Here is an 18,976-nt window from a genome sequence, read left to right as displayed (position 1 = left end):
GGTGGTGTGAGAGGACGCTAAATAAAATAATTATTTAGCTCCTACTCGATTAAAATCATTATTTTGTTTTTAAGTTTTCTTTTTTCATATAACTTGTGTACCAATTATTAAATAAGACTTTAAAAGAAGCAGCTAAAGGTACCGCAAGTAACATTCCCAATAATCCACCAATATTTCCGCCTATTAATATTGCAAGCATGGTAAATACGGCATGTAATCCCACACTATTTCCAACTATTTTAGGTGCTAAAAGATTATTATCTATTTGTTGGACAATAATCATTGCAATGATGGCATAAACTATTTTTATAGGTGTTCCACTTAATAAGCCCATTATGGCAGCTAAAATAGTACCAACTATTGGACCCACATAAGGAATAAGATTTGATAATCCAACTATAATACCTATAACAAAAGAATAATCTATTCCAACAATAGATAAGGCTATTGCTGATAACACACCTACAAAGAACGCTTCTAGCAATTGACCACGAATAAATCTTCCAAAAACCTCATGTATTGTTGAAAATACATAATTTATTTTCTTGCCAACTTTACTATTTCGGAAGATTAAGTAATAAAGTTTATTCCAAAGATTAATAAAGTATTCATAATCTTTTAAAAGATAAATACTAATGACCAATGCAATAAAGAAAGTAGCAACTCCACTTCCTATAGAGACTGCGAAAGAAGCCATTTTTCCTATGTTATTTGTAATATAATTTTGAATGAAGTTAACTACTTCTACTATATGATCTTCCATAGCATCTAAAAAAGGTAGATTTAATTTTTCTAATGCTAAACTGATTGATGAATTAGATAATGAGTGTGTATTTAAATAAGTAGATATATATTCTACTATATTAGAAATACTAATATTTTTAGATAATTGTCCACCAATCATAAAATAGATGCCACAAAGAAGTCCTAATATTATTCCTATTATTGCAAGGTAAGAAAAAATGATACTTAAGGCACGGCAAGTACCTTTGTTCTTTATTTTATATATCTTATTGTTTTTTAGAAAATTTTCTATACTTTTAGTAATAGGAAATAAAATATATGTAATTAAAATAGCTATTAATAAAGGTTTTATTAAGGAAAGTACTCTTCCTATAACATCAAAAGTAGTTCCTAAAATATTACCAATATTAAAAAGAATTGCAAAAGCAATATATATAGTAATAGCTGTAATTGTAATGTATAATCCATATTTCAATAATTTTTTATCAATATCAATTTTCATATCAGTCACCTTTCTAAAGTTTATGTTTATTATTAGAGTATAATAAAATATAGTGTAACATAAAATTCAGAAAAAATAATAAAAAAATAATTAATTTTTTTATTATTAAAGAATAGGAGATATTAGTCTAGAAATAGATTCTAATATTTTTATTCTATGGCTTCTATTTTCATATTCTTCAGGAGTTAACAGGTTACATACAGTTTGGTCTTTTAAAAATATTTCCTCATAACATTTAGCTATTTTAGAATCATAAATTATAGCATTAATCTCAAAATTAAGTTTAAAGCTTCTTATATCTAAATTAGCAGTCCCAATGCTACATACAGAACTATCTGAAACGATAGTTTTAGAATGAATAAATCCATTTTTATATTTATAAAATTTAACACCTGATTTAATAAGGCTATCTATTGAGGCACTTAGGGCCCAGGCCATAAAAAAGTGATCAGCTTTATTTGGGACCATTATTCTCACATCAACTCCACAAAATGATGAGATTTTTAAAGCCTCTATCATAGGGTGATCAAGGACTAAATAAGGCGTTTGTATAAAAATATTTTTTTTAGCATTAGTTATAATTTTCAAATAACAATTACGTATATATTCCTCCATATTGTCTGGACCAGAAGAAATTATTTGTATTCCTATATCTCCTTTTGAAGAAAGATGTGTTTTTTTTAATTGAATATCATAAAGATCTTCTTTTGCAGCATACTCCCAATCAAGAGCAAATCTTTTATTTAATTCTAATGTTGCAGCACCTACAATTTTTATATGAGTATCTCTCCAAAAAGAAAATTGTTTTCCTCGGTTTATATATTCATCACCAACATTAAAACCACCAACATAACCTGTATTTCCATCAATAACTACTATTTTTCTATGATTTCTATAATTTAAACGAAGATTTATATATGGTGCTACATTAGGAAAAAAAACTGAAAATTTTATTCCACAAGATTTAATATATTTTATTTGTTTTTTTGTTAATGATTTAGAACCCATACCGTCAACTAATAATCTAACTTCAATCCCACATTTAACTTTTTCTTTAAGTAATTCTATTAATTTAGAGCCTATGTCATCAAATCTAAAAATATAATATTCAATATTTATAAAGGACTTAGCATTTTTAATATCATCTATCAAATCTCTAAATTTATCTTCTCCATTAATGTAGGTTTTTACTTCATTTTCTTTAGTATAAATGCTGTCATTAGTATAAAAATTCATTTTTATAAGATCTATATATTCTTCAGCAACTTCATTGTGTAACTCTTTGTTTAAATCAGCTAATATTTTTTTTATCTTCTTTTTATCAATAACAGCTTTTTTACTAAAAATTTTCTCCTTAGAAATATTTTGTCCAAATGATAAATAAAGTATAAATCCTAAAAATGGGAAAATAAAAAGAATTAAAAGCCAAGCCCAAATAGTTGTTGTATCTCTTTTTTCAATAAACACTAGAGAAATTGCACACATAAAGTTAATAATAAAAAGAATTAAAGTTAAAATTAAATATATATTCATACATCTCACCTATTTTAATTAAATTTTAGTATGTATTTTAAAGTAATATTAGTAGCATAACTATAATTAGTTAAAGTCAATCTTAATACTATATTTTTCTTATAATTGATTTTTTATACTTAGAATATATTATTGATTTTAAATGAAGAAGTAAACTAAACATTATACAAGTAATTTTTTAGAATAGTATTATTTAGTTTAGCAAATAATTAATTAAGAATATTAAAAAATCATTATATTTTAATAGATCAATATTTAATTAAAGTAAAAAGTTAAATACAAGGAGGTTAGTTGCAATGGATGAAGTTGAAATTGAAATGCAACAATTCAAAAAGTTATGTCAAACAGTTGAAAGTATGAAGTCAATACTTAAAAGTGGTGAGTTTACCAATGAAGAAAAAGTGGAATTTATGAATACGTCAATAGATATATTAGATAGAAATTTATAGTTAGATTTAATTAAAAATTTTAAATATATTTTTATTATAATTAAAATATATATTTATATATTAAAAAGAGACGAAAAGATAACAAATTTCGTCTCTTTTTAATTAATTATACGCAATACATATATAAGTAATAATAAAAAAATATTTTACAAATAAGTAAATTGTGTGTTTTAATATATATGAGAATATAATTAATTATCATAGTAATATATGGGGTAATGAGAGTTATTAAAGGAAGGTGATATCAGCTAATAAAACAATATATCATTTTGCTATAAAGGTGATTAAATATTGTAAAGGTGTACAAGCACATTATATATAATCATTTTTTATTTTTAATAATAATTAACAAAATGTGGGGGTGGGACAAATGATGTTAAAAGAAGAAGAAATGAAGGAATTAGATAACATTTTAGCTTCTCATAATTATCAAAAGTCGTCAGTTATTGCTGTAATGCAAGAAGTTCAAAAACAATATCGTTATTTACCAAAGGAAGCACTATGTTATATTGCAAAACACTTAAAAATAAGTGAAGCAAAAATATATGGTGTTGCAACTTTCTATGAAAATTTTTCATTACAACCTAAAGGAAAATATGTAATAAAAATTTGTGATGGGACTGCATGCCATGTAAGAGGATCAATACCTATATTAGAAGAATTTAGAAAATCATTAGGACTTTCAGAAAGTAAAGTTACAACAGACGATATGATTTTTACAGTTGAAACTGTATCTTGTCTAGGCGCATGTGGGTTAGCACCGGTCTGTACTGTAAACGATGTAGTATATCCTAGTATGACTAAGCAAAAGGCTAGAGACATAATAAAACAGTTAAAGGAGGAAGCATCTAATGAGAATTAATACTAGGGAAGAGTTGAATTCTTCAATAGAAAAATGTAAGTTAGCTTTAGGTAAACAATCTAAACAAATACTAATTTGTGGTGGAACTGGTTGTGTAGCTAGTGGTTCTTTAAAAATCTATGATAGATTAAAAGAGTTAATAGAACAAAGAGGACTTGAAGTTACTATCTCATTAGAAGAAGAACCTCATGATGATAGTATTGGTTTAAAGAAGAGTGGATGTCATGGATTTTGTGAAATGGGTCCTCTTTTAAGAATAGAACCTGAAGGAATATTATATATAAAAGTTAAATTAGAAGATTGTGAAGAAATTGTTGAAAGAAGCATAATTTCTAATGAAGTAATAGAACATCTTATTTATAGAAATGAAGAGAAAAGCTATAGCAAGCAAGAAGAAATTCCTTTTTATGCAAGACAAACACGTGTTGCATTAGAACATTGTGGACATATAAATGCAGAGTCTATTGAAGAATATTTAGCAGCTGACGGATATACTGCTGTTGCGAAAGCACTTTTTGATATGACACCTGAGGAAGTTGTAGATGAGATATCGGAATCTTATCTTCGTGGAAGAGGAGGCGGTGGTTTCCAAACAGGAAGAAAATGGTCTCAAGTATTACAACAAGCTGAAAAACAAAAATATATAGTATGTAATGGTGATGAAGGTGATCCAGGAGCATTTATGGATAGAAGCATGATGGAAGGTGATCCTCATAGAGTAATTGAAGGAATACTTATAGCTGGAATTGCAACAAAAGCAAATTATGGTTATATATATGTTCGTGCTGAGTATCCACTTGCAGTTAAAAGATTACAAATGGCTATAGATCAAGCTACTAAAGTGGGACTTTTAGGAAAGAATATTTTAAACTCTGGATTTCATTTTGACTTACATATAAGTCAAGGAGCGGGAGCATTTGTTTGCGGTGAGGGTAGTGCTCTTACAGCATCAATAGAAGGAAACAGAGGTATGCCAAGAGTTAAACCACCTAGAACTGTTGAAAAGGGATTATTTGAAAAACCAACTGTATTAAACAATGTTGAAACATTTTGCAATGTTCCAAGCATCATCAGTAAAGGTTCAAAGTGGTATAAGAGTATTGGTACTGAAAAGAATTATGGAACTAAGGCTTTTGCACTTACTGGAAATGTAAAACACACAGGTTTAATAGAAGTTCCTATGGGAACAAAATTAAAAGAGGTAATATTTGATATTGGCGGTGGAGTAAAAGAAGGAAAGTTTAAAGCAGTTCAAATTGGAGGACCATCTGGCGGATGTCTTTGCGTAGGCGAAAACCATTTAGAATTACCACTAGATTTTGATTCGCTTAAAAAAGTTGGAGCCATGATTGGTAGTGGCGGATTAGTTGTAATGAATGATAAAAGTTGTATGGTAGAAGTAGCTCGTTTCTTTATGAATTTTACTCAAAATGAATCTTGTGGCAAATGTATACCTTGTAGAGAAGGTACAAAAAGAATGCTAGAAATTTTAACTAATATTGTAGAAGGACGAGGAACATTAGAACATCTAGATATGTTAGAAGAATTATCAGATACTATATCTGCAACAGCACTTTGTGGTCTTGGTAAGAGTGCATCTTTACCAGTAAAGAGTACTTTAAAATACTTTAGAGAAGAATATATAGCTCACGTTGTAGATAAAAAATGTCCAGGTGGAGTATGTAAAGCTTTAATGTCTTACGAAATAGATAAAGATAAATGTAAAGGTTGCTCTAAATGTGCAAGAATGTGTCCAGTAGGAGCTATTACAGGAGAAATAAAGAAACCTTATACCATTGATAAATCAAAATGTATAAAATGTGGTGCTTGTATGGAAGGATGCGCATTTAAAGCAATCCAAATGGTTTAATAGCTCACAACTTATGAATTAGTGAAAGGAAGGTATAAACTTATGTCAAAATATATGATAATTGATGGTAACAGGGTAGAATTTGATAAGGAAAAAAATATTTTAGACTTAGTAAGAAAATCAGGAATTGATTTACCTACATTTTGTTATTATTCTGATTTATCTATTTATGGAGCTTGTAGAATGTGTGTGGTAGAAGATGAATGGGGCGGAATTATAGCTTCGTGTTCTACACCACCTAAAGATAAGATGTCAATTAAAACTAATACACCTAAGCTTCATAAACATCGTAAGATGATATTAGAGCTTTTATTAGCATCACATTGCAGAGATTGTACTGTTTGTGAAAAAAGTGGAAAATGTAGACTTCAAGAATTAGCTTTACGCTTTGGAGTAAAAAATATTAGATTTAAAAATAAAAATGAAAAAATCGAATTAGATACTTCATCTAAATCAATAGTTCGTGATCCAAGTAAGTGCATATTATGTGGAGATTGCGTTAGAATGTGTAATGAAATACAAAATGTTGGAGCGATTGATTTTGCATATCGTGGCTCTAATATGGTTGTAAGTCCGGCATTTGGTAAATGCTTAGGAGAAACGGATTGTGTAAATTGTGGACAATGTGCCAATGTATGTCCAACAGGAGCTATTGTTGTAAAAAGTGATATGAAACCAGTTTGGAAAGCATTATATAATCCTAAACAAAGAGTTGTAGCTCAAGTTGCACCAGCAGTAAGAGTTGCTTTAGGTGAAGAATTTGGAATAAAACCTGGTGAAAACGTTATGGATAAAATAGTTGCTGCCATGAGAAAATTAGGATTTGATCAAATATATGATACTTCATTAACAGCTGATATGACAATAATAGAAGAATCCAATGAATTTTTGGAAAAGCTAGAATTGGGAGATGATAAACTTCCTTTATTTACTTCTTGCTGTCCAGCATGGGTAAGATATGTGGAAACTAAACATCCAGAACTTATGAAGTATGTTTCTACATGTAAGTCACCTATGCAAATGTTTGGATCAGTAATAAAAGAGTATTTTAAAGAAAAAGATGCTTTAGACGAAAAAGAAACTATATCAGTAGCTATTATGCCATGTACTGCTAAGAAGGCAGAAGCAGCTAGAGAAGAATTTACAAGAAATGGAATTAAAGATATTGATTATGTAATTACAACAACAGAGTTATGTAAGATGATTAACGAAGCTGGACTTCAATTTGATAAGATTGAACCAGAATCTTCAGATATGCCATTTTCTTTATATTCAGGAGCTGGAGTTATCTTTGGAGTTACAGGTGGTGTAACTGAAGCTGTAATCCGTGGAGTAGTTGAAGAAAAGAGCTCAAAAGCTTTAAAGGAAATAGAATTTATTGGTGTTCGTGGAATGGATGGAGTAAAAGTTTGCGAAGTTCCATTTGGAGAAAAGAATCTACGTATAGGAGTAGTTAGTGGACTTGCTAATGCAGAAAATTTAATTGATAGAATTCAAAGTGGAGAAGAGCATTTTGATTTTGTTGAAGTTATGGCTTGTCCAGGAGGATGCGTAGCAGGCGCAGGACAACCTTTCAGTTTAAAAGAAGGCAATAAAGAAAGAGCTAAAGGTCTTTACAAGGTAGACAAGGTTACGCAAATAAAGAGAAGTCAAGAAAATCCAGTATTAATATCTTTATATAATGGATTATTAAAAGAACGTTCTAAGGAATTATTACATGTTCATTATGAACATGAATAGAAAGAGAAGTAATTATATATTTTATAATGGAGATGTGTGATTTTAATTTTATTATTTTGAGTGTGTGTGTTTCAAAAGTATTTTTGAAACACTTTTTTTCTTTATTTTAAGGTTATGTTTTAAATATTTCAACACATATTTTAAATGTGACTTGTTTTAAAATCAAATATATCTATATAAATATTATTAAATAATCATTAAAAATATATAAACTATTAAACATATTGAAGAAATTGATGTATAATAACTATAAATTTTAACACATCGGGGAAATATTAATAAATGATATAAAAAAAGGTTAATATCTTATGTTAATCGCATATAAGTATTTAGATTAATGCTTAGCATTAATCTAATATGACTTGTAAAATTCATGATAAGTATATTTTATTGATGGAATTAAATATAGTACATAAATTATACAGTATCTAAATTTAATTTATGTAATTAAGCTGATGGAGGCATAGGAATGAGAATAGGACTTGTAAGACATTTTAAAGTTAATTATAAAAGAGGTTCTCTTATGACATCAAAAGAATTTAAAGAATGGGAAGCTGGATACAATAGTAGCGATGTTATAAGAAATGATGTAGAACTTCAGGATATAGTTTGGGATAAATGTTATTGTAGTACTTTAAGTAGAGCAATAACAACTGCTAAAGATATATATTCAAAAGAAATAATACAAAGTGATTTAATAAGAGAAGTTCCTATAAGTCCATTATTTAATAGTAATGTTAAATTACCATTTTGGTTTTGGGCAATAAGTGCAAGATTTGCATGGTATTTTAACCATTCATCTCAGGAAGAACTAAAAAGACAAACTGAGCTAAATGCTAAAAATTTTCTTGATTTTTTAGAGGAAAAAGTAAAAGAAGAGGAATCAGAAAATATTTTAATAGTTACTCATGGATTTTTTATGTATACTCTTCAAAAGGAATTGAGGAAAAGAGGATTTAAAGGGAAAATGATACATACACCTAAAAATGGTAATTTATATTTATATAAAAGATAAATAAGTCATTCCTTTATGATATAATGCTTTTGCAAAAAACAACAAATACACCACAGGAATTACCCGAATATGATTATACCATTAAATATTAAAAGCGGAAAAGTAGATACCGAAATTATTAATACATGGGATTTTGAAAAAGTGGAAAAGTGGTATGAAGGTGCAATGGATCATAAAAGAAGTAATAAAATGATGCATAAGAACAATATAAGTTAGCAGGGATTTTCCCTGCTATTTGTCTATATTTAAAAGGCGTACAAGCTTGAAGTCAAATTACTAAAATATTAATGCCAAGATTTTTGGGTTCTTTTCATAGTTAATTGAAACTTAATAAATTATTATATATAATGCTTGTTTTACTAACCTGTAAAAATTAAATCTATAAGATATCAACTAAGTTAGGAAAGAACCGTTTTAAGATTAACTTTAATATGAGATGTAATTGAAAATTCGACCATTTGTCCATGTATAAATATAAATTTATGTTTAATAGATCTTAATTCTAAATTTACAAAATATGCTATAATAATTAAATATGTACAAATATTTTAGATGAGAGGTAAGGTTAAATTTAGCTATGGATGATTTTGAAAGTATACTCAATTACTATAAAGAAGAATTAAAATGGAATCCACCATTTGCTGAAGCATTATCTAAATATGCACCAGATGGACTAAAAGGCTATTTAGTTATGCGTGAATCTATTCAAAATGGACATTTATCGAAAAAGATAAGAGAGTTAATTTTTACAATATTGGATAGCTTAGATGATGAGGTGAGTGGCGCGAAATCACATGCAGTGGCTGCTATAGATGCTGGCTTGACTATGGAAGAATTAGTTGAAGCTTTTGTAATTGTAACTATTGTTAAGGGGATTAATGTATTATGTAAATCTGGTGTTGAAGCAATAAAAGCAGCAGAAAATAGATTTAACGAACTCAATTTAAGTAAAGAAAATAAAAGATTAAGAGAAAATTTAGATAAAATTAAAAATATAAAATAAGGAGCAAATTTATATGGAGTCTTATTTAGGTAAACTTGTTAAAATAACTATGGATAGACCATTAGGTGCTAAACATCCAAAGCATAACTTTATATATTCTTTAAACTATGGGTTTATTCCTAATACTGTGTCAGGAGATGGAGAAGAGATTGATGCATATATTATTGGTGAATTTGAGCCCTTAGAAACATATGAAGGATATGTTGTAGCAATAATAAAAAGAAAAAATGATATAGAAGATAAATTAGTAGTATGCAAGGATTTAAATAAATATAACAAAGAACAAATAAGAGCATTAGTGGAATTTCAAGAAAGGTTCTTTAATTCCACAATAATAATGAATAATAAGAAAGAAAGGAGGACTTGGTAAGGGTTTGGTACTTATAATACACGCTCTCACTAAAGATAATTGACGAATTAGTTAATAAATAATAATCTTTAAAAATTGAATAATGCGGTATTTACAATATATGTTATAACTAACTCATAATAGGCTAATAAGAGGCAGAAAACTACTGCCTGCAATTTAAACTCACAAGTAAGTAGGTGTTTTATGAAGATACGAGAAGATTATACTTGTCCACTAGAGATTGTTCATGATATTTTAAAAGGAAAATGGAAGAGCATCATTATATTTCAACTTCAATATACGTATATGAGACTTGCTGAATTAGAAAGACGGATTAACTCAATAAATCAAAAAATGCTTTTAGAGCAATTGAAAGAGTTAAGAACCTTTGGTATAGTTGATAAGATTAATTCCAAAGGCTACCCTTTACATGTGTAGTATTATTTGACAGCTAGAGGACTCAAGACGCTAGAAGCAATCAAGATTATGCAACAGATTGGAATAGAATATATGGTGGAACATGATATGACTGATGTTCTAGATTCAAAAGGTATTTGTTATAACATATCTGAAAAAAATTGATACCTACAAAAAAGTGGGTAATTGACCACCTTCCTATAAGCTTATAAAATAGAAGTAATAGGAAGGTGATTTATATTAAAACAGCACTAATTTTAATTGATATTCAAAACGATTATTTCAAAGATGGAAGAAATGAATTGGTTAATTCTGAACAGGCTTTGCAGAAAACTCAGGCCATTCTGCAATTTTTTCGAGAAAATGAGGAACCAATAATTCATATTCAACATGTTAATCTAAATGAAAATTCAACTTTTTTTATAAAAGGTTCAAGAGGGTGTAAAATTCATAAGGGTGTTGAACCAGCAGAAGGTGAAACTGTTTTTATAAAACATAAACTAAACTGCTTTTTTAATACAGATTTACACGAGAATTTGCAAAAGAACAATATTACTAATATAGTAATATGCGGTATGATGAGTCATATGTGTATTGATACTTCTGTGAGAGCAGCCAAAGATTTAGAATATCAAATTACAGTAATAGAAGATGCTTGTACCACCAAAGATTTAACTTGGAAGGGACAAAATATACCATCATGTACTGTTCATGAAGTAATTATGGCATCACTATTTAATATATTTGCAGAGATACTTACGGTAGAAGACTATATAAAAAAGAATAGTTTATAAAATTTTTTATATGTATCTTATTGACATATTAAGAATTGATAAAAATAAATAATAGGTTGAAATATCGCATTATTCAGGATGAATTTGCGATATTTTTTTGTTCGCAATTCTAATACTTTGATTCAGTTATAAGGAAATTTGAGAATGGATATAAATAATTTAAGTACAAAGGCTAAAGATACAATAATGTTTGGTATATTTCACACAATAAGCGAAAAACTTGACCAAGCAGAAACAAAAGAAGATATAAAATTATTAGAAGAATTAATAAATTGGTACAATGAAAATATTTTACTTTCAGGTGCTGACCTTGAAAATAAATTACTTATTAAGAAAGCAAAATTAAATATAAAATAGTTTTTAGTATTAATACTAAAAAATGATCTATAAAAAATGCCATGATGCAGCAAGATAAAAAATAACTGCCGAGTGATGTGAAGAAGCACTTATATGGGGTAATCCTAGGGTAGCTACGATAAACCGCAAACTCAATTCCTTAAGATATAAATGAGTCTGCGATTTGATTATTTTTCCATATTTAGTATAATCTTGGTATAGATGGTTATGTATTATTCGTAATTGTAAATTATTGACAAGCAAAGATTATTTATATTAGCTTGAGCATATACAGGGTGTTTTGATTATTTTTTCAATTCACCTTATTTTTTTACTATTGACTCTAACGCAACGTAATAGTTTATTATATAACTATACTAAAAAGAAAGAGGTAAAAAATGAAAGTTACAGCAATTAGATCCGATGAAATCTATAAAAAAATGATTTCTTCAAAGATTGAAGAGAGAGATGATATCTATCGTTATGAACTGATGAAACCATTTGAATTTAAGTGGTCATGTATTGGTATTCCAATTAAATTAGATCAGCCAGGGAGTTATGATGTTGTTATGGCAAGTAGTATGGATGGGGGATTTGCACCAAGTCAAATTAATAGTGAACGAGTTGATGATGTTAAAAAAATCAGTGATGAAAAATTTTGGATGGCTTGTGAGGATAGTATTACAAAAACGCTTAAAGGGTTTAAAAATAATGGTATTTCACTTCCTACAAAAGACTATATTTTTACTGGTTTACTGAATAATCCACTAAATCCAATGTCAAAAATGACTGGTGATTATTGTGGCGATGGTGGGATTCCTGGATACATAATAGGAACAATTATTCCTAATGAGCAATCCCTTAAAATGTTACCTGTAGCACTTGCTCATGAAACAAATCATAATGTAAGATGGCAGTTTATGAAGTGGAGTAATGAAATTACTTTGGGAGATATGATTGTCAGCGAAGGTTTAGCAGAAAATTTTGCAGCACTCATGTTTGGAGAGGATAAAATTGGTATGTGGGTTAAAAATATAACAAAAGAAACACTTAACACTGTTATTAAACCTGCAATTAAGGAAAATTTGAACAATAGTGACTTCAATAAACTTTCGGCATTTCTTTATGGCGATGAAATTATGGCCATGCGTGGTGCGGAACCAGTTGGTATGCCTTATTGCGCAGGATATGCTTGTGGCTATAATCTAATCAAGCATTATCTTAAAAAGACGGGTAAAACAATATTTGAAGCTACAATTACACCAACTGTTGATATTTTAAATGAAACAGAGGATTTTTGGAATTGAAGATTAATGAAGTTACAAAATTAACTGGAGTTACTGTAAGAACACTTCATTATTATGATGAAATAGGATTACTTAAACCGAGGCAAATTACTGAAGCAGGTTATCGTTTATACGATGAAAATGCCCTTGTTGAATTGCAACAGATATTATTTTTCAAAGAGCTAGAATTTTCACTTAGTGAAATTAAGGATATTATTACAAATCCTACATTCAACAAAACAGAAGCACTAAAAAATCACAAAGAGTTGCTTATTAAAAAACGTGAACGAATTGATAACCTGATAACTCTTGTAGACAATACAATAAAAGGAGAAAATAACATGAGTTTTAAAGAATTTGATATGACGGAAATTGAAAGTACCAAAAAGAAATATGCAAAAGAGGTTAAAGAACGTTGGGGGAATTCTGACGCCTATATGGAAAGTGAGAAAAAATGTAACAATTATAGTAAAGATCAGTGGCAGGAAATAAACGAGGAAGGCAGATATATTTTAAAAGCCTTTGCTACCAATATGAATAAAACTCCCTACAGCGAAGAAGCTCAAGCACTTGTTAAAGAGTGGCAGAGTTTTATCACAGCAAGATGGTACAACTGTACAAATGAAATTTTGCAGTGCCTCGGTCTGATGTATGTTGGAGATGAACGTTTTAAGAAAAATATTGACCAAAATGGTGAGGGAACAGCAGAATTCATCTCACAGGCAATTGCAATTTACTGCACAAAATAAGTATAACTTTTATTACACATTATGTATATAATGTACTTATATATAAGTAGGTGGAGGTTTAGTATGAGTAAATTTGTTGATATATCTTTAGGGATTACTTTTTTTATTGTTTCTATAATATTGTGGTTATATGTACTTTTAATATCATCTGATATTCCAGTAAACATATCTAAAAATGAGTTTGTAATTTCATTAATGAGTTTATTATCATTTGGAATATTGTATAGTTTTTATATGAAAAACTCTAAAAGAGAAGTGATAGGAATGTTACTATTAATACCATTAGGATTTTGGATAACAGATATGGTTAATGCAATTAAGTATAATTATCAAATATATAATACTATTCTATCAATAATTGGTTTTTGTATTACGGTATATTGCATCGGATTATCAATATATAAATTGATAACATACAAGAAAATGGTTTAATGTTATTTATAGAGTAATGAACACTTTGAAGAATTGAGGTGAAAACATGAGTGAATTAGAAAAATATCTAAAAGAAAATCCATATGAATCATTGCTTACAGGATTAACAGTATTGAATAAATATTATGTTAGACCTGTAAGCTAGTGTGGAATGTGGAAAGGAGATAAATTGTTAAGCGGAAGATGTTTAGCGTATTTTGATACAAAAGAAGAATTAGATAATACTCTATTTGGATTAGATTACGAAATAAATTGATTCGCAATACTACAATATTGCGAACTTGCTAAGAAAAGTTGATCTTTGAAAATTGAATAGTATGGTATTAAATATTAGTAAGGAAAATATCAATGTTTGAACACAAAAAGCAGTTATTGCATGAAGTAAAAGTTGAAAGAGCTAATCCTCATATGCAGCATTAATGCAAGAGTAGTTAGATGCTGGAAATGGAGAGTTTAAAGCAGCTATGCAATATATTTTTTTAAGTTTTAGAATAAAAGATTTATTTTTAGATATTGTGCTGAAGAATTAAGTCACATGAAGCTTCAAATCCAATACCACCATCGTTTGAAAATCCTAGAAGATAAAATTATGTGAAATAACTTATATAAAATTTATTAAAAAATGAATAAACATCTTCTATTTTGAAAATATTAAGTATTGAAATTATTAAATAGGAGGTGCAAATAATGGCAAACTTAAATCAGCTTGAATTACAAAATCTACGTCATTTAATTGGAGCCCATTGTACTATTGAGAAAAAGCTAGAATACTATTCACAACAATGTACTGATCCAACATTAAAAGAGATGTTAAAAAAAGACTCTGAAGATGCAAAAGCAAGTAAAGCGAAATTAATGGAATTTTTAAATTAGGAGGTATAAAATATGCAAGAAAAAGAAATAATAAGTGATTACCTTGCTGGATTAAATGCAAGTTTAGCAGGATATGGTAGCATAATTGCTCAATGTGAAAATCAACAATTACGTGAAACAATTCAGCAAATGAGAAATCAAGATGAATATCGTCAATATAATCTTTTTACTAAAGCTAAAGAAAAGGGATATTATATACCAGCGCAACCTGCAACTCCAGAAGAAATTGCAGTTGTTAAACAACAAATGTCTCAAGGGTAGTAACTTATATAGCTTTATAAATTTAATTCTATAAAATTAAAAACTAAATTTATGTAAATACCGTATTATTCAAAATGAATGTGCGGTATTTTTTAGTTCACAATTCTAATATTTAATGAATTTTTTGCAATTTGCCAATATATTATTATAATAAAAGTACTCTAATCCAAGATGAATACAGGGATCGCTTAAGACGAAATAGAAAATACCAGCTAATTTAAATTCACTTGGTAAAAAATAGTAGTATATTACTATTACTATATTAGAGAGATTCTTATATTTTAAGAATGGCTTATTTACTAGGATTAACCTTAACATGGGATGTATTTAAATTATATTGCAATGCATGGACTTGATTATATTTTAGGATTAGATGATAATGATAATGGTAAAAATAGTGTTATGAATAGGAGTATCAGCACTACAGCTATCCCAACTAGTTATGATAAAACAGAATTAGGGAAAATATATAAAATGAAATTTCAAAAGTAAGAATGTACTTAAAAACATATGATTTTAGAGCAGTTTTTCTATTCACTTGCAAGGAATCTACGTATCTGAGTGGAAAAATTCGATGTATGTATATTGTATTAATTGTAAGAAATAAATATAAACTGTTAGATATGAAATTAACTAGATAAAATTCTTATTGAAGTGTAGGAATTTAATAGGATATAAAAAGTAAGGTGCTATTTTAATCTAAGTATTCAAGTCATAGATTATTTCTAAAAATAAAATCATAAAGATACAAATTCCAATTTGCTAATTAGATATAAGTATTATAACTATGTTTGATTGAGATATTAATAACAAACCTAAAATATCGCACTATTTAGAGAGGAAATGAATTTGCGATATTCTTTATTACGTATAGATAACTAAGAAAATGCTAATAAAAATACTGAAATAATTTAAATAAACATATAAGAAAAATAGATAATCTAAAATTAAAGATTATCTATTTTTTTATTTTTAATATTGAAAATAAAGATAGAATAGAACCAATTGCTATATATTTTAATATTAATTTATCTAGTAATACATTAAATTTGGATGAATCAGATAATTGAGTTCTACTTATATAATTAACAAAATAGCTTCTACCAAGGTCAGTACTTTTATGTATTAAAATTAACTCTATAAAAAATAACAATATAAAAATGAAATTCTTTAAAAAAAAAGTCCATAAATATCTCCTGATTAACTATAAATTAAGAATATAATCATAACATTAGTTTGAATAAACGTTCTAGTGAAGTATTTGACAGGATGCTTGAAAATATAAAAATTTTAAATGCTTCAAAGTACTTTATTAAGCTCTATAAATCAATAGGAGATTTAGAAAATAATGAAGAAAATGTTAAAGCTTAAAGTATTCTGTTTATTTAGTTATAATCGTTATATTTACAAGAAATAACTAGGTTTAAAGGCAGCATATATTAATAAATAAGTTACTAAATATATAACATACTTAGTAACTTAAAGAGTAACTAAGTATGTTACATAATATTGTTACTTGAATATTGATAGAAGTGATAAAAATGGGAATTGTTATTAGCATTCTAAATAATAAAGGTGGCGTAATAAAATCTACATCAACTTATAATTTAGGATATGAATTAAGCAGGTTTGGAAAGAAAACATTAATAATAGATTTAGATTTTCAAAATAGTTTAAGTATATATGTTGGACTTGATCCACTAGAAACTTATGCAAGCATAGAAAATGTGTTTAAGGGCAAAATTAAATTAGAAGAAGTAATAGTTGCAACAGGAAATGAAAATTTATATATGGTGCCTAGTTGTATAGAATTTTTAGATATATATTTAAATGGAATATTAGAAAAAATACTTAAAAAATTAGAAAAATATATGAAATAAAGTACAAGCCATTTTAAATAAAATTTAGTAAATAGAGAAGAGTTCATATCTTTTTCAATTAAAATATGGACTCTTATTAAATATAAGAATAAATATAGTATTAGGAAATATAAAGATACAACAAAAATACCATATTATAGTATTATATTATGTTTGTTATTTTGAAGAAAAATATGGTAAAATAAACAGTAAATCCATATTATGTATTAAAATATGACAGGAGGAGTAACATTGAAGCGTATATATGCAATAATATTAGTTTTAGTTTTATCATTGGGATTGATTAGTTGTGCTGATAAAAAAGTATCCAGCAATAGTATAAAGGAAGATAATGAAGTTAGTAGTGAATCTAATAATGTTAATGAAAAAAATAATGATGAATTAAATGAAAATAAAAATGAGGTAAAAGAAGCTAGCTCTAATTCTGATGGAGCAAAGAATAGTACAAGCAATAATTCTAGTAGTAGTAATAACAATACTGTTAGTAATAGCAATAATAGTACAAGTACTAAGAAAGATTCACAAAATGTAACTAAAGAAGTGAGTAACGATAAAAATGAAGAATCATTTTATGGTAATTGGGTAATAAAAGAGGTAGCCGAATATGGTAAAGTACATGCTGGTAGGGACTCATCATTAGTAATTAATACAAAGATAAGATTATCTAAGGATTTAGCTACTTTTGATAAAGATTCTTTTAAAAATCCTAAATATATAATTAAAAGTGAAAAAAAAGAGGATTTAGAGTGGGGTTATCGTATGGATTTTTCAAGTTTAGGTATTAATAAGGATTCTATTACTACTATAACTATAGAAAGTGAAGATTCTTCTTTTCAAGATAAGCTTATTGTAAAGGATGATAATACTTTAATTTTTTGTGATGAAGGGATATTCTACTATGCCGAAAGAGTTTCATCAGTAAATAAATAATTTATTTATTTTTATATAGGAAAGAGTCCATATTAACATAAATATGGACTCTTAAATATTTTCTATAAATACTGTATTCATTAAGTTTTATCATAGTTTCTTTTATTTATTGACTATAATAGACATTGAATTATGTTGATTAATTTGTTTTTCATGCTACTTTTCTAAGTTCAAAAAAAGTACCTCCACCATAAAGTATTAATGTGTTATTATCTTTTATAAAAAAAGTACATACTGGAAGATTTTTTGCATCATTTACCTCAATTTCTGTTACAGTATTGCTATTTATAGTCAAAGTGCTTAAAGGTACAAGCCAATTACTTAAAAATTCATCAGATGTAATAACTGATTTTTTGTAAGTAGGATTTTTTACTGTATCACTTAGATAACTTGCGTCATCTCCAAAACAATTGGACTGCTCTTTTGAAAAACTTAGTTTTTTTCCTACTATTTTTTTTATATCATCATCACTATAAGTTCCTACCTTACCATATCCTACTACCTTTTCTATAACCCATTGTCCATAAAATGATTCTTCATTTTGAACTTTTGTAGCGTTATTTTCAGATCTGTTATTTACAGCAGTATTGCTATTACTCTTATTATTGTTATTAGAATTTACTTTATTGGCAGTGTTATCTTTTTTAGTGCTACTATCTGTATTTTTTGCACTACTATTAGTATTAGTATTAGTAGTGTTGTTTCCCTTATCAGTGGCCTCAGTAGACGTATCATTATTTGTTTGGCTATCATTATTTTGCGATTTTTGAGTTACACAACCAGTTAGGGTTACTAGTAGTGCTACTGATATAAAAATTCTTAAAAACTTCAATTGTAAATCTCCTTTTAATTGATTTAATATTAGTAACTATTCAGTCGTTAAATAAATTTATTCAATATGATATGATTTTTTTCTAAAAAGCATTTCTATTATCATTAGTTTTTGGTATT

At 27.4% G+C, this 18,976-nt stretch carries 22 protein-coding genes and 2 pseudogenes; 21 read left to right on the top strand and 3 right to left on the bottom strand.

What is annotated here, in order from left to right; translation table 11 throughout:
* Positions 1 to 58 precede the first annotated feature (58 nt).
* Together RYM86_RS17300 and cls are read right to left on the bottom strand one after the other, a co-directional pair.
* On the bottom strand, positions 59 to 1,246 hold the full coding sequence (locus RYM86_RS17300) for an AI-2E family transporter (RefSeq protein ID WP_315082054.1): 1,188 nt from the start codon (positions 1,244 to 1,246) through the stop codon (positions 59 to 61).
* 105 nt (positions 1,247 to 1,351) lie between these two features.
* Positions 1,352 to 2,779: a cardiolipin synthase gene (cls, locus tag RYM86_RS17295; RefSeq protein WP_315082053.1), complete on the bottom strand. Its 1,428-nt coding sequence runs from the start codon at positions 2,777 to 2,779 to the stop codon at positions 1,352 to 1,354.
* 296 nt (positions 2,780 to 3,075) lie between these two features.
* Between cls and RYM86_RS17290 the strand changes: the two genes are divergently transcribed.
* From RYM86_RS17290 to RYM86_RS17190, 21 genes and pseudogenes are all read left to right on the top strand, one after another.
* Complete coding sequence (locus RYM86_RS17290; protein WP_315082052.1) at positions 3,076 to 3,228, top strand: hypothetical protein; 153 nt, start codon at positions 3,076 to 3,078, stop codon at positions 3,226 to 3,228.
* 370 nt (positions 3,229 to 3,598) lie between these two features.
* Positions 3,599 to 4,090, top strand: a complete 492-nt coding sequence (locus tag RYM86_RS17285) for an NAD(P)H-dependent oxidoreductase subunit E (RefSeq protein ID WP_315082051.1) — start codon at positions 3,599 to 3,601, stop codon at positions 4,088 to 4,090.
* Complete coding sequence (locus RYM86_RS17280; RefSeq protein WP_315082049.1) at positions 4,080 to 5,960, top strand: NADH-quinone oxidoreductase subunit NuoF; 1,881 nt, start codon at positions 4,080 to 4,082, stop codon at positions 5,958 to 5,960. Before RYM86_RS17285 ends, RYM86_RS17280 begins: the two co-directional genes overlap by 11 nt.
* Before the next feature lie 42 nt (positions 5,961 to 6,002).
* Positions 6,003 to 7,700, top strand: coding sequence for a [FeFe] hydrogenase, group A (locus RYM86_RS17275; RefSeq protein ID WP_315082048.1), 1,698 nt, complete (start codon positions 6,003 to 6,005; stop codon positions 7,698 to 7,700).
* 469 nt (positions 7,701 to 8,169) lie between these two features.
* Positions 8,170 to 8,715 carry a histidine phosphatase family protein gene (locus RYM86_RS17270; protein ID WP_315082047.1) on the top strand — a complete coding sequence of 182 codons (546 nt, stop codon included), beginning with the start codon at positions 8,170 to 8,172 and terminating at the stop codon, positions 8,713 to 8,715.
* Positions 8,716 to 8,784: 69 nt separating this feature from the next.
* The gene (locus RYM86_RS17265) at positions 8,785 to 8,931 is read left to right on the top strand and encodes a hypothetical protein (protein ID WP_315082046.1); all 147 of its coding nucleotides are present in this window, start codon (positions 8,785 to 8,787) and stop codon (positions 8,929 to 8,931) included.
* 361 nt (positions 8,932 to 9,292) lie between these two features.
* Positions 9,293 to 9,718 carry a carboxymuconolactone decarboxylase family protein gene (locus tag RYM86_RS17260; RefSeq protein ID WP_315082045.1) on the top strand — a complete coding sequence of 142 codons (426 nt, stop codon included), beginning with the start codon at positions 9,293 to 9,295 and terminating at the stop codon, positions 9,716 to 9,718.
* Between the two features lie 13 nt (positions 9,719 to 9,731).
* Entirely contained in the window at positions 9,732 to 10,088 is a 357-nt protein-coding gene (locus RYM86_RS17255; protein ID WP_315082044.1) for an inorganic diphosphatase, read from the top strand.
* A 183-nt stretch (positions 10,089 to 10,271) separates the two neighbouring features.
* A pseudogene (locus RYM86_RS17250) lies at positions 10,272 to 10,649 on the top strand (winged helix-turn-helix transcriptional regulator).
* Positions 10,650 to 10,714: 65 nt separating this feature from the next.
* Positions 10,715 to 11,278 (top strand): cysteine hydrolase family protein, encoded by a 564-nt coding sequence (locus RYM86_RS17245; protein WP_315082043.1) that lies wholly within the window; start codon positions 10,715 to 10,717, stop codon positions 11,276 to 11,278.
* Positions 11,279 to 11,422: 144 nt separating this feature from the next.
* The gene (locus tag RYM86_RS17240; RefSeq protein ID WP_315082042.1) at positions 11,423 to 11,635 is read left to right on the top strand and encodes a hypothetical protein; all 213 of its coding nucleotides are present in this window, start codon (positions 11,423 to 11,425) and stop codon (positions 11,633 to 11,635) included.
* A gap of 377 nt (positions 11,636 to 12,012) precedes the next feature.
* On the top strand, positions 12,013 to 12,921 hold the full coding sequence (locus tag RYM86_RS17235) for a DUF2268 domain-containing protein (RefSeq protein ID WP_315082040.1): 909 nt from the start codon (positions 12,013 to 12,015) through the stop codon (positions 12,919 to 12,921).
* On the top strand, positions 12,918 to 13,649 hold the full coding sequence (locus RYM86_RS17230) for a MerR family transcriptional regulator (RefSeq protein ID WP_315082039.1): 732 nt from the start codon (positions 12,918 to 12,920) through the stop codon (positions 13,647 to 13,649). Before RYM86_RS17235 ends, RYM86_RS17230 begins: the two co-directional genes overlap by 4 nt.
* Positions 13,650 to 13,712: 63 nt before the next feature.
* Positions 13,713 to 14,081, top strand: a complete 369-nt coding sequence (locus tag RYM86_RS17225; RefSeq protein ID WP_315082037.1) for a hypothetical protein — start codon at positions 13,713 to 13,715, stop codon at positions 14,079 to 14,081.
* Positions 14,082 to 14,429: 348 nt separating this feature from the next.
* Positions 14,430 to 14,634, top strand: a pseudogene (locus tag RYM86_RS17220) (manganese catalase family protein); the annotation flags it as partial.
* Between the two features lie 134 nt (positions 14,635 to 14,768).
* A complete protein-coding gene (locus RYM86_RS17215) occupies positions 14,769 to 14,954 on the top strand; it encodes a hypothetical protein (RefSeq protein ID WP_012424239.1) in 186 nt (61 codons plus the stop codon).
* Positions 14,955 to 14,966: 12 nt separating this feature from the next.
* Positions 14,967 to 15,215: a spore coat protein gene (locus tag RYM86_RS17210; RefSeq protein ID WP_315082035.1), complete on the top strand. Its 249-nt coding sequence runs from the start codon at positions 14,967 to 14,969 to the stop codon at positions 15,213 to 15,215.
* A 321-nt stretch (positions 15,216 to 15,536) separates the two neighbouring features.
* Positions 15,537 to 15,707 carry a hypothetical protein gene (locus RYM86_RS17205; protein ID WP_315082033.1) on the top strand — a complete coding sequence of 57 codons (171 nt, stop codon included), beginning with the start codon at positions 15,537 to 15,539 and terminating at the stop codon, positions 15,705 to 15,707.
* A gap of 744 nt (positions 15,708 to 16,451) precedes the next feature.
* Entirely contained in the window at positions 16,452 to 16,586 is a 135-nt protein-coding gene (locus RYM86_RS17200; protein ID WP_315082032.1) for a hypothetical protein, read from the top strand.
* A gap of 170 nt (positions 16,587 to 16,756) precedes the next feature.
* Positions 16,757 to 17,095: an AAA family ATPase gene (locus RYM86_RS17195; RefSeq protein WP_315082030.1), complete on the top strand. Its 339-nt coding sequence runs from the start codon at positions 16,757 to 16,759 to the stop codon at positions 17,093 to 17,095.
* Between the two features lie 231 nt (positions 17,096 to 17,326).
* Entirely contained in the window at positions 17,327 to 18,025 is a 699-nt protein-coding gene (locus RYM86_RS17190) for a hypothetical protein (protein WP_315082029.1), read from the top strand.
* 151 nt (positions 18,026 to 18,176) lie between these two features.
* On the opposite strand, the gene RYM86_RS17185 is transcribed toward RYM86_RS17190, so the two are convergent.
* The gene (locus RYM86_RS17185) at positions 18,177 to 18,857 is read right to left on the bottom strand and encodes a hypothetical protein (protein ID WP_315082028.1); all 681 of its coding nucleotides are present in this window, start codon (positions 18,855 to 18,857) and stop codon (positions 18,177 to 18,179) included.
* Between the last annotated feature and the right edge of the window lie 119 nt (positions 18,858 to 18,976).

The organism is uncultured Clostridium sp. (assembly GCF_963527835.1).
Taxonomy (GTDB): Bacteria; Bacillota; Clostridia; order Clostridiales; family Clostridiaceae; genus Clostridium.
This window is presented reverse-complemented; position numbering and strand designations above follow the sequence as displayed.

Bases quoted from the DNA above. Each gene is read 5' to 3' on its own strand.
- RYM86_RS17275 (WP_315082048.1), top strand. From the start codon at position 6,003: ATGTCAAAATATATGATAATTGATGGTAACAGGGTAGAATTTGATAAG.
- RYM86_RS17255 (WP_315082044.1), top strand. From the start codon at position 9,732: ATGGAGTCTTATTTAGGTAAACTTGTTAAAATAACTATGGATAGACCA.
- RYM86_RS17240 (WP_315082042.1), top strand. From the start codon at position 11,423: ATGGATATAAATAATTTAAGTACAAAGGCTAAAGATACAATAATGTTT.
- RYM86_RS17210 (WP_315082035.1), top strand. From the start codon at position 14,967: ATGCAAGAAAAAGAAATAATAAGTGATTACCTTGCTGGATTAAATGCA.
- RYM86_RS17215 (WP_012424239.1), top strand. From the start codon at position 14,769: ATGGCAAACTTAAATCAGCTTGAATTACAAAATCTACGTCATTTAATT.
- RYM86_RS17290 (WP_315082052.1), top strand. From the start codon at position 3,076: ATGGATGAAGTTGAAATTGAAATGCAACAATTCAAAAAGTTATGTCAA.
- RYM86_RS17265 (WP_315082046.1), top strand. From the start codon at position 8,785: ATGATTATACCATTAAATATTAAAAGCGGAAAAGTAGATACCGAAATT.
- RYM86_RS17195 (WP_315082030.1), top strand. From the start codon at position 16,757: ATGGGAATTGTTATTAGCATTCTAAATAATAAAGGTGGCGTAATAAAA.
- RYM86_RS17300 (WP_315082054.1), bottom strand. From the start codon at position 1,246: ATGAAAATTGATATTGATAAAAAATTATTGAAATATGGATTATACATT.
- RYM86_RS17270 (WP_315082047.1), top strand. From the start codon at position 8,170: ATGAGAATAGGACTTGTAAGACATTTTAAAGTTAATTATAAAAGAGGT.
- RYM86_RS17260 (WP_315082045.1), top strand. From the start codon at position 9,293: ATGGATGATTTTGAAAGTATACTCAATTACTATAAAGAAGAATTAAAA.
- RYM86_RS17225 (WP_315082037.1), top strand. From the start codon at position 13,713: ATGAGTAAATTTGTTGATATATCTTTAGGGATTACTTTTTTTATTGTT.
- RYM86_RS17235 (WP_315082040.1), top strand. From the start codon at position 12,013: ATGAAAGTTACAGCAATTAGATCCGATGAAATCTATAAAAAAATGATT.
- RYM86_RS17280 (WP_315082049.1), top strand. From the start codon at position 4,080: ATGAGAATTAATACTAGGGAAGAGTTGAATTCTTCAATAGAAAAATGT.
- cls (WP_315082053.1), bottom strand. From the start codon at position 2,779: ATGAATATATATTTAATTTTAACTTTAATTCTTTTTATTATTAACTTT.
- RYM86_RS17205 (WP_315082033.1), top strand. From the start codon at position 15,537: ATGTATTTAAATTATATTGCAATGCATGGACTTGATTATATTTTAGGA.
- RYM86_RS17285 (WP_315082051.1), top strand. From the start codon at position 3,599: ATGATGTTAAAAGAAGAAGAAATGAAGGAATTAGATAACATTTTAGCT.